Here is a 13,259-nt window from a genome sequence, read left to right on the forward strand (position 1 = left end):
TCAGGCATGTTCGATAGCAACGGCATTATTAGACGACTAACAAGGAGCAATGTTCAACGTTCTTCACCCCCCTCACTACGGCCAAGATTGAAGGTGTAGATCAAGTCTACTGCTTGAGCCGCACCGGATACCGCTTGCACATACAGGTTCTGAAGTAGTTTATAGCGCAGGGTCAATTCCGCGATAGGTGAAAAAATACCAACGCCATAACTCACCTTGAGATCATCGAACAGATAGCCGCTGACCACTACCTGGCTGTCATCGCCGCTGCCAGCGGTATCCAGTGCCAAGTCATTGATGCCGAAGGCCTGCCCTACTTGTCCTACGGCATTGCCCGTACGTGACAATGACAGCCCGATCAGCGCGGAGGTCAATGCGCTGTCGGCTCCAGCGCCTCCATCATCCGGAGCGCGACCACGCAGCAGATAGGAAAGTGCGCGGCTTTCATCCATGGCCGGCTCGGAGAAGATCTTCAACCGCGGCTGTTCCGCCGGCCCCGTGACGCGCAGTCCCGCGATCACACCATCCTCGGTGACGTCGGGGTTGCGGATAGCCTCGAATTGCAGCCGTGGCTGAGAAGCGGGTCCGCTGAACAGAACCTGGCCGCGACGAATGATCAAGTCCTGCCCAAAAGCCTGATAGCGTCCGTCTTCCAGATTGACGTCGCCAAACAACTGCACCGGGCCACTACCTTGGCGTACCTGTAGCGTACCGTTCAAGGAGGTTTCCAGGCCATAGGCTTCCAGCTGCACATCTGGCCCCAGAACCAATTCGACGTCGACGTCGAGTTGCATGCCGGCTTCATCCAGCGCCTGGGAAGTGGCCTCTCCAGCACGTTGACCGGCTTGTTCTGCGGCCTGTTCGGCCTTGCGCCTGGCTTCCTCCTCGTCCTCCCGGGTGATGACCACCGCATCGGAACTTGGCGCGATCGCCGAGGGGGGCGTACCTGCCACGCTCAAACGTGCCCAGGGGATGCGGACCTGGCCGCCGATACGTAGCAGTTCAGGCGTCGCACGAATTTCGAGATCCGGGGCCACTCGTAGTCGTCCGAAATCCGGCAGCACGACTAGCAACGGATCGTCGGTGCCGTTCAAGGAAATCTCCGCCTGCCACTCCTGTGGCGTTGGCCAGCTGGCCTGGCCGTCGAGGTTGATACGCCCTTCTTGCGCCTCGACGAAACCCGCGATATCGGCATTGTCCCCCCGCAGTTGAATAGCAAGGGTGCCATCACGCATCTTGACGGGGATGTCCTGGCCTTGGGCACGCAGCTCGTCCAGACTGACATCGCCGGTGAGGCGTGGCTCTTTCAGACTGCCCCCAAGTCCGACATCCGCATTGAGGGAACCCTCGAGTTCATCCAAGGCAGTCGTCAGGCGTCGATATGGTGCCAGTCGAATGTCATCGATACCCAAACGCCCATCGAGGGTCGCTTGCCCTGTCGGATCGTCGATCTTAAGATCGAGCCGTACCACGCCGGCTTGTTCGAGGCCCAGGCGTGCTTCTATCTGTGCCTTCGAGTCGCTGGCATCGAGAGAGGCGTTCAAAGAGGCCCCGGGCACCGACCAAGGTTTGCCAAATGCATCGCGACCATCGATGGCGAGATTACTCTGCACCTCGGCTTGTGCCGACCAGCGCCCGCCGGAAGCCCAACTAAGATCGAACTGACCATTGGTCTGGCCCTCTGCCGACCAGTTTTCCGGCAGTGCGGCGGAAATCATCGCCATGGGGAAGTTGCTGAGTTCCAGCGTGGCGCTACCACGTTCGGCGGACGCCTTGACGGTATCGGTGGCACAAAGACGCCCACCCTGCTGGCGGACCAGACAGAATGGCGACGCCTCAACGCTGCCGGCGGTTAGGTTGGCATTGAAGGCCAAGGCATCTTCCAGACGCAGGTCCGCCTGCTCACTATCCACCTCTAGCGATTCGAGACGCCCCTTGTAGCGATCGCGAGCGGCGTTGAGACCGCCTTGTAACGCCAAGGATGCCCGGGAAAGCGGCATGTCTTCCGCCGCGTCCGCGGAAAAATCGAGTTGGTGATCCGAAAGCCGGCCATCGAGCGTCAAGTCGATAGCGGAAAAGCGCTGCCCTGCTGCGTCGACACCGCTGACATTCAGGACGACATCAAGAGAAGGATTGTCTAGCCCTTCGATATCGGCCTTGAGCTGCAGGCTATTCAGCGAATTCTGCGCATAGCGTAGATCGGTGGCATCCAGGCTCAGATCGAGCTGAGGTGCCTCGAAGGTACCTTCCACCGAGAAGCGGCTCTGAATGCGCCCGCTCAGCTCCGGCAGCAGGGTTTGCAGTGCCGGTGCATCGATCTCGCCGGAGAGATCCATGCGCTCTGCGATATGGCCTTTGGCGGTCAGACGATTCTTTCCCTGGCGCAGGCGCAACTGTTCGATGTTCCAGCGCATGTCACTGTTTCCGTTGAGCTGTGCGTTAAGTGACAACGGGCGATCCTGCAGAGTGCCATCGATATCGAGCTTGGGGATGTCTACCTGCCAATCTCCCTTCTCGGTCATTGCAAAATGCGCCTGAGCATCGCCATCAAGGCGTCCACTCACCGCATCTGTCAGCGCATCGAGCGAAAAATCCTCCAGGTGCAGCGTGGCATTGACGTCCACGTCCGGCGCCCAGCGTGCTTCACCACGGCTGATCAAGGAGCCGCTGCCGGTTGAAAGTGCGAGAGGCGTCCAGGAAAAGCGTTCCAGATTGCCCTTGCCTTTCAGCGCCACTTGCACTTCCTCTGGTAGCGCAGAGCCGGAAACGACGCCGGATAACGCCGCTTCATAATCGCTCAAATCGCCATCGGCCTGGAACACGAGATCCTGCACCACGTAACTCTCAGGCGTTGCTTGGGCTGGAGATTGTGTTGAGATTGAGGATGACGCTTTCTGGGACGGTTTATCCTGAGTCTTCTGAGACGGCTCTGGTTCAGGCTGAGGCAAGGGCCACTCAAGGCGTTCAGCACTCAGAGCGACATCAAAGGGCTTTGTAGGAGCCAGCACGTCGGCTTGAGCCTTCAAGCGCGCCGCGAGTGGTCCCGTGGCGTCCAGATTGGCAGTAAAATCCGCCAAGCTGCCATCGAGAGTCAATTGAAGGCGCTCGCCGCTCAAGGGCTGCTGATGGATGCGTGCATCCAAGTCGAGCCCCAGCGGGTAATCATCCTTTAGCGTGACGTTTGCGGAAAGTTCAGCATCCGCTGCCGTCGAAGCCAGTGCCAGGCTGGTGAGGCGCACCTCGTGGCCTTGCCCCTTCAAACTGATCGCTAGGCGTTCCACCGTCTGCTCGGTTGGCCCGGTGATACGAAAGTCCTCGACCACCAGGCTGGGAACATTGACGTCCATAGGCAGCTCGATGTCCGGCAGATCCAGGCGCTCGCGCTCTTCCAATGGGCGTGTGTCCGCTTCTGCCGGCTCGTCGGTAGCCGACTCTTCTGCCACTGCTTCTCGAGAATTACGTGTGACGACGCCGTTGGCGGCATCGATCGCCTCGCTCGTCAGACGCTTCTGGGACAAAACCGGCATGGCCTGGTCATTTTCATCGGAAGATGCGTCTTCAGGCATGTCATTCATCACCAGGGCCTGACCCGGCGACACTGGCAGACGCAACTCGCTGTCAACCAGGCGCGTGGGCAGAAGCGTGGCGCTATGACCGGCAAGCCGGGCACCGGTGGTAAAGCGCTGCCAGGTCAAGCGGGTGCCATCCGCCAGACGTACGTCCACATCACGCAGTTCGATCGCGCGCAGTTCGATAGGGAACGGCAGAGCGATCGACGGCATTCCGCCTTCATCCGTCGTTTCCGGTTCTGGCTCGGCCTCTTCGCTTTGGGCAATGCGAACATCCACGCCTTCGAGCTGCAACGCATCCAGACATAGCTTGCCGTCGAACACGCAGTCGTCCGCCCAGTCCAGGTGTAATCGCCCAACCTGGATACGCGCCGGGCCTGCATCGAGTGCAAGCCCCGTCAGCGTGAACTCGTCCAGTAGTGCCCCACTGACGCTTTCCACCTGCAGAAAATCACGTTTCTCGGCCTGGGATATCAACCACTGAGTGCCCCAGGGCGACAGGGCCAAACCCAGAAGAAACAACAACAATCCCAACAGCCAAAACGGTAACCACAGCAATAAACGAAGCAAGGGAAAAATCAAAACTCGGGTCCTATGGCGAAATGCAGCCGGAAGGCGTCGTCGTTATCGAAGGGGTGCGCGATATCCAGGCGAATCGGGCCTACCGGAGAGATCCAGCGCACACCAAGCCCTGCTCCGGTTGCCAGATCCTCCGGCCACCAGTCGTTGAAGGCATTGCCGGTATCGACGAAAGCCGCCCCCCACCAATCGCCGGTGACCCGTCGCTGAGCCTCGAGGCTGGTGGTGAACAGTTGTTGCCCGCCCAATAACTCGCCGTCTGCGTTTTCCGGTGCAAGACTTTCATAGCTATACCCGCGTACGCTTTGGTCGCCGCCGGCAAAAAAGCGAAGTGATGGCGGGATCTTCGAGAAATCGTCGGTACTCATGGCCCCGATACTGGCGCGGCCAACGAAACGCGTATTGCTCCCCCACATGCGAATCCATTGGGTATCGAAAATGCTACGCACGAAAGTTGCACCGGACCCCCATACTTCGTCGGAAACTTCAAAGGTAATACGCTGGCTGTCGCCCCAGGTAGGAAAGCGTGGGTTGCGCGTGCGGGTGCGCGCCCAGCTGACCCCTGGGTAGTAGAGCAGTACATCCGTGTCCTGGTCCGCTTGAATGTAATCCTCATAGGTCGTGCGGAAATAGATGCGCTGTATCCAATCGTTGTCGAAACGCCACCGGCGCGCGAACTCGATCGAGGCTTCGAGGCTTTCGGTATCTTCGATATCGCGATTCTTGAGCCCGTAGAGCACTTCATAGCGATCGCGCAGTGGATTTTCCAGCGGCATCAGATATTCGCCGCTGAACTCCTGCTCGGGACCGGACAAGTACAGATTATGATTGAGACTATCGCCATCTTCGTTGAGCCAGGGCTGCTCCCAGGTAAACTTGGTACGAGGCCCCACATCCGTGGCAAAACCGACGCCCACTTCAAACTGGTGACGATCCGCGGGTATCAGGGTGATATCGATGGGCACCCGCGGTGGCCGTTCGCTGCCGGTGCGAACCGCCGCCTCGATAGCGCTACTTGCCAATAACGTGGGTTTCTGGGGTTGCATGGGCGATGACGTTGACTGACGATCGACGGCCTCCCACCAGCTGCGCTGTGCCTGGGCGATGGTGTCCGCGCCCTGCTGCAGCCGTGGCCGCACCGCTATGCTACGAAACCAGCCGGTCTCACCCAGGCGCTGGTTGTATTCCGCCAGATCGCCGGCGAGGTAAGGATCGCCCGGCTCGAAATTGAGCATGTTGCGCAGTCGCAATACATCGATCTGACTGCCACGGTAATCAACATCGCCAAAAATATGACGTTCGCCACTGTCGAGGGTCAGGTAGATGCGCGCACTCTCCTCCCAGGGGCGTATCTCCAGGCGATGATCCGTAAAACGTGAATCGAAATAGCCACGCTCCAGCGACAAAGTAGATAGATTGCTGCGCAAGCTGTCGTAGCGATCCTGGCGTAGTGGCTGGCCTACCTTGAGCGGCGTACTAGCAATGACTTCCTGAAAGGCCTCATCGTCCTTGGCATCGTTGAGCAGGGTTACATCGAGTACGGTTATCTTCGCTCTGGCGCCTGGTTTGATGGCAATTTTTGCCAGTTCGACCCCCGCTTCATCCTGCTTACCTTCACCCTTTCCCTTTTTACGCTGCAGCGTAATATCGAACTGGGGCTCGTAGTAGCCAAACGCTTTGAGCGCTTCGCTGGCACGATGCGTGATCTCGTACTCGAGTCGATCTTGCCCGTATTCGCTGGCATCGAGTTCGGCCAGGTAGTTTTCGACATTCTCGGCGACTTCATCTCCTACGCCTGTGATTTCCGTGTCGAGTGCTACTGCCTGGAAACTGCAAGAGAGTAATACCAGCAGAATCAGCGGTTGTTTGAGAGGTGGCGTACCCATGGTCGATCAGTTTACTCCCGGCGGCCAAAGTAACGAGGCTGTGCTGGGTAGAAACGTGATATGACGACAAGATCGCTCAAGTATTTGCGTTGTTTTGGGTGCGTGCATTTCCCTTGCTCCTTCCCCTACCGCGTAGTTGTCGATTACTCCAGGCGATCACCAAGATTCTCCACGCTGGCACTTAACGCAAGCTGGCCTTGGCGCAACTCCGTAAGGCTTGCACGGTTGGATTGAATCGCTGCGTTCAGTTCTTCAAATCGGGCTTGTCGCTGCTGGCTGACTTCTTCCAATGCCTCGATGCGTGAACTGACACTATCCATTCTTTCTTGCACTGTAGCCAGAGTTTTGTCGAACTCCTGCCCGACAAGCGACTGCATCTGATCCTCGAGCCCGCGGATAGTTCCACTCTGGGTTTGTAGCTGCTGTTCGAGGTCGCCTCGCTCGGTACCGGCGTCCTTCAAGCGCGTGTCGAGTGCTGCTCGAGCCTTGTTGCTACTCTGTTCCAGGGTGGCCAGGGAGCGTCCCATGGCATCGAGAGTCGCAGAAAGCGTATCGCGTTCCTTGCGGGCAGATTCGATTCGCTTAGCGGTTGCTTCCGGGTCAGTCTTGGCAGCATGATCCTGAAGCGTCTTCAGTAGTGTCGTGAGTTCTTGTTGACGCTCATTCAAAGACTGCTGATTCGATGAAAGTTCATTCAGCTGTGCCTTGAACCCGGCACCCTGCTGGCGATCGTCCAGACTATCAAACCGGGCGTGCAGATTGGAGAGCTGGCCATCGAGTTCGCGCTGCTTGAGTTGCCACTCCTGGCGATCGAACCAGTAATAGACCCCCATCGACACGAGTGCCGCCAACAGGATCAAGCATAACAACCATAGAGCGCGAGTCTTGACGCGGCGTTCACGCCGCGGGGGCGAACGATGCCGGGGTGTCGTCTCATTATCCGGCTCCGGCACGATCGGCGTCGTCATTCGCGGCTCGTCCGAGCGATTCATGCAATCTCCTAAACTATCTGTCCTGGGTTATTCACGTGATTCTGCGGACATAAAGAGTTCGTCGTTCGTTGACCTAGATGCTACCGCCTGGTTAGGCCATTGGCATAATTGGCTCTTAGGCGACAGACTGCTAAGATGATACGACACCATGTACGCAGATGCTTGGTATCATAAGGTTTTCTATCAAGTGCTGTATTCCAAGGTGAATTCAAAAGGAGTTAACCAATGGCATTCGAACTACCTGCTCTTCCCTACGAGAAAAATGCACTGGAACCGCATATCTCGGCGGAAACCCTGGAGTATCACTACGGCAAGCACCACCAGGCGTATGTAACTAAACTCAACGAGCTGACCGATGGCACCGATGACGCCAACAAGTCTCTTGAAGAGATCGTCAAGTCCGCGTCAGGTGGTTTGTTCAACCAGGCGGCACAAGTCTGGAACCACACCTTCTATTGGCACTGCCTCTCTCCCAACGGCGGGGGCGAGCCCTCCGGCGCACTCGGCGATGCCATCAACGCCAAGTTCGGCTCCTTCGACAAGTTCAAGGAGGAGTTCAGTACCAAGGCGGCGGGGAACTTTGGTTCCGGCTGGACCTGGCTGATCAAGAGTGATGACGGCGGCGTCGAGATTTTGAATACCGACGATGCGGATAGCGCAATCGCTCACGGCAAGACGCCATTGCTGACCATCGATGTTTGGGAGCATGCCTACTACATCGATTACCGCAATGCCCGTCCGAAGTATCTCGAAGCGGTCTGGAACGTGATCAACTGGGATTTCGTGGCCCAGAACTACAGCTGATATTCCCTTCGAGGATTATATCGGCTCGTTGCAGGATTGCTGTAATACATTACGCCCCGCACTGCGGGGCGTAATTGTGTCGGTGGTTGGTGAATCGGTCGCTGATTATGCCAAGCGTCACGGGTCCGCTCGGCGACCGATACCGCGATAGATCAACCCCCTGGCCGCGACATAGCTGGGATCGTAGATATTGCGCCCATCCAGAATCAGTTTGGCTCCCAACATTTCCTTCAGACGACGCCAATCCGGATTCCAGTAGGGTTTCCACTCGGTAACCAGCATCAAGGCATCCGCCCCTTCGCAGGCCTCATAGGGATTGTTGGCACAAAGTGTCAGCAGCGGATGATCTCCCACCTCGGCGCGTACGGCGGGTAAGGCGGCGGGATCATGGAGGCGCACATGCACCCCCTGGGCCCAGAGTGCCCGCAGCAGCGTCAGTACAGGGGCATGATCGATGCGCGCCGTGCCGGGTTTGAACGCTGCCCCCCAGATGGCCACGGTACGCCCTTCCAGCTGCCCATGAAAATGACCCCATAGCTTGCGGAACAGGGTCTCTTTCTTGTTCTCGTTGATATCGAGTACCTGTTCAAGAAGGTAGGACTCCCGACCGGTTGCCATCTGTACGTCCGCCAGACGCATCAAATCCCGGGAAAAGCTGGGGCCACCGAAACCACAGCCCGGGTAGAGATACTCATAGCCGATCCGGCTGTCGGCGCCCATGCCTTTACGTACATGTTCCACATCGACCTCGAGGGAATCCGCCAGTCCCGCCACTTCATTCATATAGCTGATGCGGGTGGCCAACATGCCGTTGATGGCCAGCTTGGTCAGCTCTGCGGCGCGGCGCGGCATACGATGAATATTCTCGGCACGACGGTTGAAAGCGCGCAGCAACTCGCGTACCTGCCGCTCGGCCCAATCGTCTTCACATCCGAGCAGCCAGCGCGACGGTCGCGTGAACGCTTGCCAGGCGCGTCCTTCCTCGATCATGTCTGGCAGCATCACCGCTGCCTGGGAGGCATGCCGCAGCAGCCCTTCCAGTACTTCGGTCTGGCCGATCGGGAACATGGAGTTGTTCACTACCACCAGTGGCGACGTCTGATGCTCGGCAATGGCATCGATGAAATGTTCCGCGGTTTCCCGTTGATCCGGTGCCAGGGCCAACCAGACCACATCCGCCTCGGTAAGTGCGGACGGGGTCTCGACGAGCCTGAGAGCGCCGGAAGAGCAACTCTCTTCGAGCTGATCGATAATCACGGGCTCGCGGTTCAACCACTGGGCTTCGCGTAGCTGCGGCCAGGGCATGTCCGGATGCGGGTACCAACTTACCTGGTGCCCTACCGAAGAGAGCGCGGTGGCGGCAACGGCGGCAGCCAACTCGCTGCCATATACGATGATACGCATCGATTCAGCCCTCGTTGGCGTAGCGCTGGAGCAGTTCGTTGAAGCCTTTGCCAAACTTGGGATGGCGCTTGGCTAGTACCAAGGTAGCCTCGAGATAGCCGAGTTGATGACCGCAATCGTAGGTCGCTCCCTGCATGCGATAGGCGGCGACCTTGCTGTCCTTGCGCAGTGTATCGATGGCATCGGTCAGCTGGATTTCATTTCCCGCGCCGGGGGTGGTCTTGGCAAGCAGCGGAAAGATTGCGCCAGGCAAGAGATAGCGGCCGATCACCGCCAGGGTGGAAGGCGCTTCTTCGACGTCGGGTTTTTCCACCATGCCGGTGATCGGCGTGCTCTTGCCAGCCTCGGGGGAATCTCCCTCCAGAGCGACGATGCCATATTTGTGCACCATGTCCTGGGGAACGTTCTCGACCATGATCTGGGCTTCGCCCCTGGCATCGAAGGCTTCGATCATGCCGGACAGATCGTTGCGCTCGAGTCCTTCATCATCCACCAGCACATCCGGGAGCAGCACGGCGAAGGGGGCATCATCTCCAATCACCGGCCGGGCGCAAAGTATCGCATGACCCAGACCCAGCGGTTCTGGCTGGCGCACGCTGATGATGCTGACGTCCTGTGGAATGATGGCACGCAACTCCTCGAGCAGCTCCTTCTTGCCCTTCGCTTCCAGCGTCGTTTCCAGTTCGAAGTGCTTGTCGAAGTGGTTCTCGATGGCGCTCTTGCTGGAGTGCGTTACTAGAACGATCTCCTTGATGCCTGCTTTCACGGCCTCTTCGACCACATACTGAATCACCGGCTTGTCGACGATCGTGATCATTTCCTTGGGAATGGCCTTGGAAGCGGGCAAGCAACGAGTACCGAGTCCGGCAACGGGTAGAACGGCTTTACGAATCATGGGGTCCCTCCTGCATGATGAATGAATTAATCGAATGAACTGCCCATCGATTTTTAGTGAAGATTGCGAATTCTGACGTCATGCCAGTAAACCTGCAATGCTGCCACGTTCCGGCGTATTGATCACGCTATGCTCGCAAATGGTGGCTTCGATCAGTGTAACGGGATTGATATCGAACATTGGATTGAATAGCTCCAAGTGGTGGTCGTCATTCACGCCTCTGCATGGAGAAAAGGATGTCGCGCAGCGATACCGCAAAGGACGGCGAGAAATAGTAGAATGCTTCGCATGATACCGAAGGAGGACTGTAATGCCATCCATCGCGACCCAGGAAGTCGAGTTACTGATTGAAGCCCGCTGGGTTCTACCGATGAGTGAAGGGCTGCCGGTGCTCGAAAACCACGCCATCGCTATCAAGGATGGCAGACTGCTGGGGCCTTGGCCGATTGAAGAGGCGCATGACTGCGTCACTGCCAAACGCAGGCTGCGTCTCGAGCATCATGCCCTGCTGCCGGGACTGATCAATGCCCACAATCATGCCGGCATGAGCCTGATGCGAGGCTATGCGGATGATCTACCCTTGATGATCTGGCTCAACGAGCACATATGGCCCGCAGAGGCGAAACATGTCTCCCCGGAATTCGTGGCGGATGGTACGCGCTTGGCGATGGCGGAGATGCTGCGCTCAGGCACCACCACCTTCGCCGACATGTATCTGGCTCCGGAAGCGGTCGGTACCGTACTCGAAGAGGGTCTCATGCGCGTACAGCTATGCACGCCGCTGATCGATTTTCCTACGCCCTGGGCCACGGATTTCAGCGCGGGTCTCGAGCTTACTCAGGCGCTGTTCGAACGTTACCGCCACCACCCCACGATCTCCCTGGCTTTCGGCCCTCACGCCCCCTATACCGTAAGCGACGACAGTCTGCAGCGATTAGGCGCAGTGCAAAAGCGACTGGGCCTTCCCATTCAGATGCATGTCCATGAAACTGCAGATGAAATCGAGCAGAGTCTGGCGCAATACGGCAAACGCCCATTGAGACGATTATTCGAGTCAGGGCTGCTGGGCCCCCACTTCCAGGCGGTGCACATGACTCAGATCGACGACGACGATCTGGCTATCCTGCAGGAAAGTGGTGCCCAGGTGGTTCATTGCCCACAATCCAACCTGAAGTTAGCCAGCGGGTTCTGTCCGGTGGCACGCTTGCAGGAGGCCGGCGTCAATGTGGCGCTGGGCACCGATGGCGCTGCCAGTAACAACGATCTGGACATGTTCGATGAGCTCAAGAGCGCTGCGTTACTGGCCAAGGGCGTGAGTGGCAGCGCTGCCGCCTTGCCCGCCATGGCGGCCCTGGCCATGGCGACTCGAGACGGTGCCCAAGCCCTTGGTATGGAGGATCGCATCGGCCAGCTCAGTCAAGGCTTTGCCGCGGACCTTATCGCCGTGGATCTACAGGCTGTCAATACGCTGCCGGTTCACAACCCGGCCTCCGCCATCGTGTATGCCATGAACAGCCGCCAGGTGAGTCATGTCTGGGTTGACGGTCAGTGCCGAGTCAATGATGGTGAACTAATGAATATCGATCTCGATCAACTCATCCCCATGGTCGCCGAGCATCAACGGGCCATGGCGGATATCTGCCAACCAGGAGAGGCGTCATGAACCCAGCGCAACATACAAGCAAAGACCCCCGGGGCAATGTGGATCAGTCCGAAATTGCCAAGTTCGATGCCCTTGGCAGCAGCTGGTGGGATCGAGACGGCGATTCCAAGCCCCTGCATGATATCAATCCGCTGCGGCTGGATTTCATCGACAGCCGCGCCGGCCTGGCGGGCAAACAGGTGATCGATGTGGGTTGCGGTGGCGGCATACTGAGCGAAGCCATGGCGCACCGGGGAGCCAAGGTCACCGGTATCGACATGGGCGAAGCGCCCCTGGCCGCGGCCAGGCTGCATCAGGAAGGGACTGGTGCCAACGTGGCGTATCGCCAGGCAAGTGCAGAAGAAATGGCCGAAGCACATGCGGGCGAGTTCGACGTGGTCACGTGCTTGGAAATGCTCGAGCATGTACCGGATCCCGCCGCAATCGTGCGAGCGTGCACCACTCTGGTAAAACCTGGCGGCCATGTTTTCTTCTCGACCATCAATCGCAATCCCAAGGCCTATGCCTTTGCGATACTTGGGGCTGAATACTTCCTGGGACTTCTGCCCAAGGGAACCCATGAGTATCGCAAGTTCATACGTCCTTCGGAGCTTTCCACCTGGTGTCGCGCCACGGGGTTGCGGGTTCGCGAACAGACCGGGCTGACCTACAACCCGGTGACGCGGCATTATCGTCTGAATGCTCGCGACGTCACCGTCAACTACATGATGCACTGCTCTCTGGAGGCGCTGTGACGGCTCCTTCTCTAGCCCGCCCCCAGGCGTTGTTGTTCGATCTCGATGGTACCTTGATCGATACCGCGCCGGATCTGGCCCGGGCTACCAACGCATTGCGCGATCATCATGGGCTCGAAGCGCTACCCTTCGAGACGATTCGACCTGAGGTCTCCAATGGCGGCAGTGCCCTGGTTACCCTCGCGCTGGGCCTGGAGCAGGATCACCCTGAACACGCCTCGGCCCGAGCGTATCTGCTGGATGCCTACGGCCAAGGTGTTGCCATCGATAGTCGGGTGTTCAACGGTCTGGAGCGCTTGCTCGAATACTGGGCCCGTCCGCCCCGGAGCTGGGGCATCGTCACCAACAAGCCGCGAGCCTATGCCGCTCCGCTGGTCGATGCCCTTGGCCTGCATCCCGGGGTGCTACTTTGCGCCGACGACTTACCGGTGCGCAAGCCGAACCCCGAACCGCTCTGGGAGGCGGCAAGACGTCTTGATGTTGCGGCACAAGCGTGCTGGTACATTGGCGATCACATTCGCGACATGCAGGCGGCACGGGCCGCGGGCATGCGCGCCATCGCCGTGGGTTATGGCTATATCGATGAGGACGAAGATCGGCAGAGCTGGAATGCGGATCAATGGTTTGAACGACCAAGCGATCTGGTGGTCGCTTTACTGGAAGATGAAACTCACTAGGGCCTGTTGACGTTTCATTCACGGCCGCGCTGGCGCCAGTTTTTATTCGGGGCAAG

At 58.4% G+C, this 13,259-nt stretch carries 9 protein-coding genes; 4 read left to right on the forward strand and 5 right to left on the reverse strand.

The genetic code is table 11. From position 1 onward, the window contains the following. Positions 1-53: 53 nt before the first annotated feature. From H7850_RS10770 to H7850_RS10780, 3 genes are all read right to left on the reverse strand, one after another. A complete protein-coding gene (locus tag H7850_RS10770; RefSeq protein ID WP_227369530.1) occupies positions 54-4,151 on the reverse strand; it encodes a translocation/assembly module TamB domain-containing protein in 4,098 nt (1,365 codons plus the stop codon). After that, complete coding sequence (locus H7850_RS10775; protein WP_227369531.1) at positions 4,148-6,034, reverse strand: autotransporter assembly complex protein TamA; 1,887 nt, start codon at positions 6,032-6,034, stop codon at positions 4,148-4,150. The genes H7850_RS10770 and H7850_RS10775 overlap by 4 nt, the downstream gene beginning before the upstream one ends. Before the next feature lie 143 nt (positions 6,035-6,177). Next, a complete protein-coding gene (locus H7850_RS10780) occupies positions 6,178-7,026 on the reverse strand; it encodes a hypothetical protein (RefSeq protein WP_227369532.1) in 849 nt (282 codons plus the stop codon). 225 nt (positions 7,027-7,251) lie between these two features. Here H7850_RS10780 and H7850_RS10785 point away from each other — a divergent pair, with 225 nt between their 5' ends. Next, a complete protein-coding gene (locus tag H7850_RS10785) occupies positions 7,252-7,830 on the forward strand; it encodes a superoxide dismutase (RefSeq protein WP_227369533.1) in 579 nt (192 codons plus the stop codon). A 117-nt stretch (positions 7,831-7,947) separates the two neighbouring features. On the opposite strand, the gene H7850_RS10790 is transcribed toward H7850_RS10785, so the two are convergent. Next, positions 7,948-9,234 (reverse strand): nucleotide sugar dehydrogenase, encoded by a 1,287-nt coding sequence (locus H7850_RS10790; RefSeq protein WP_227369534.1) that lies wholly within the window; start codon positions 9,232-9,234, stop codon positions 7,948-7,950. 4 nt (positions 9,235-9,238) lie between these two features. Then, positions 9,239-10,129 (reverse strand): UTP--glucose-1-phosphate uridylyltransferase GalU, encoded by an 891-nt coding sequence (gene galU, locus H7850_RS10795; RefSeq protein ID WP_227369535.1) that lies wholly within the window; start codon positions 10,127-10,129, stop codon positions 9,239-9,241. A 310-nt stretch (positions 10,130-10,439) separates the two neighbouring features. Here galU and H7850_RS10800 point away from each other — a divergent pair, with 310 nt between their 5' ends. Genes H7850_RS10800 through H7850_RS10810 form a run of 3 tightly spaced genes read left to right on the forward strand, consistent with a single transcriptional unit; the run spans position 10,440 to position 13,203 of the window. Continuing rightward, complete coding sequence (locus tag H7850_RS10800) at positions 10,440-11,792, forward strand: TRZ/ATZ family hydrolase (RefSeq protein WP_227369536.1); 1,353 nt, start codon at positions 10,440-10,442, stop codon at positions 11,790-11,792. Then, positions 11,789-12,526, forward strand: a complete 738-nt coding sequence (gene ubiG, locus H7850_RS10805) for a bifunctional 2-polyprenyl-6-hydroxyphenol methylase/3-demethylubiquinol 3-O-methyltransferase UbiG (protein WP_227369537.1) — start codon at positions 11,789-11,791, stop codon at positions 12,524-12,526. The genes H7850_RS10800 and ubiG overlap by 4 nt, the downstream gene beginning before the upstream one ends. Continuing rightward, a complete protein-coding gene (locus H7850_RS10810; RefSeq protein WP_227369538.1) occupies positions 12,523-13,203 on the forward strand; it encodes an HAD-IA family hydrolase in 681 nt (226 codons plus the stop codon). The genes ubiG and H7850_RS10810 overlap by 4 nt, the downstream gene beginning before the upstream one ends. Positions 13,204-13,259: the final 56 nt, after the last annotated feature.

The organism is Halomonas sp. M20, from assembly GCF_020622265.1.
Taxonomy (GTDB): Bacteria; Pseudomonadota; Gammaproteobacteria; order Pseudomonadales; family Halomonadaceae; genus Modicisalibacter.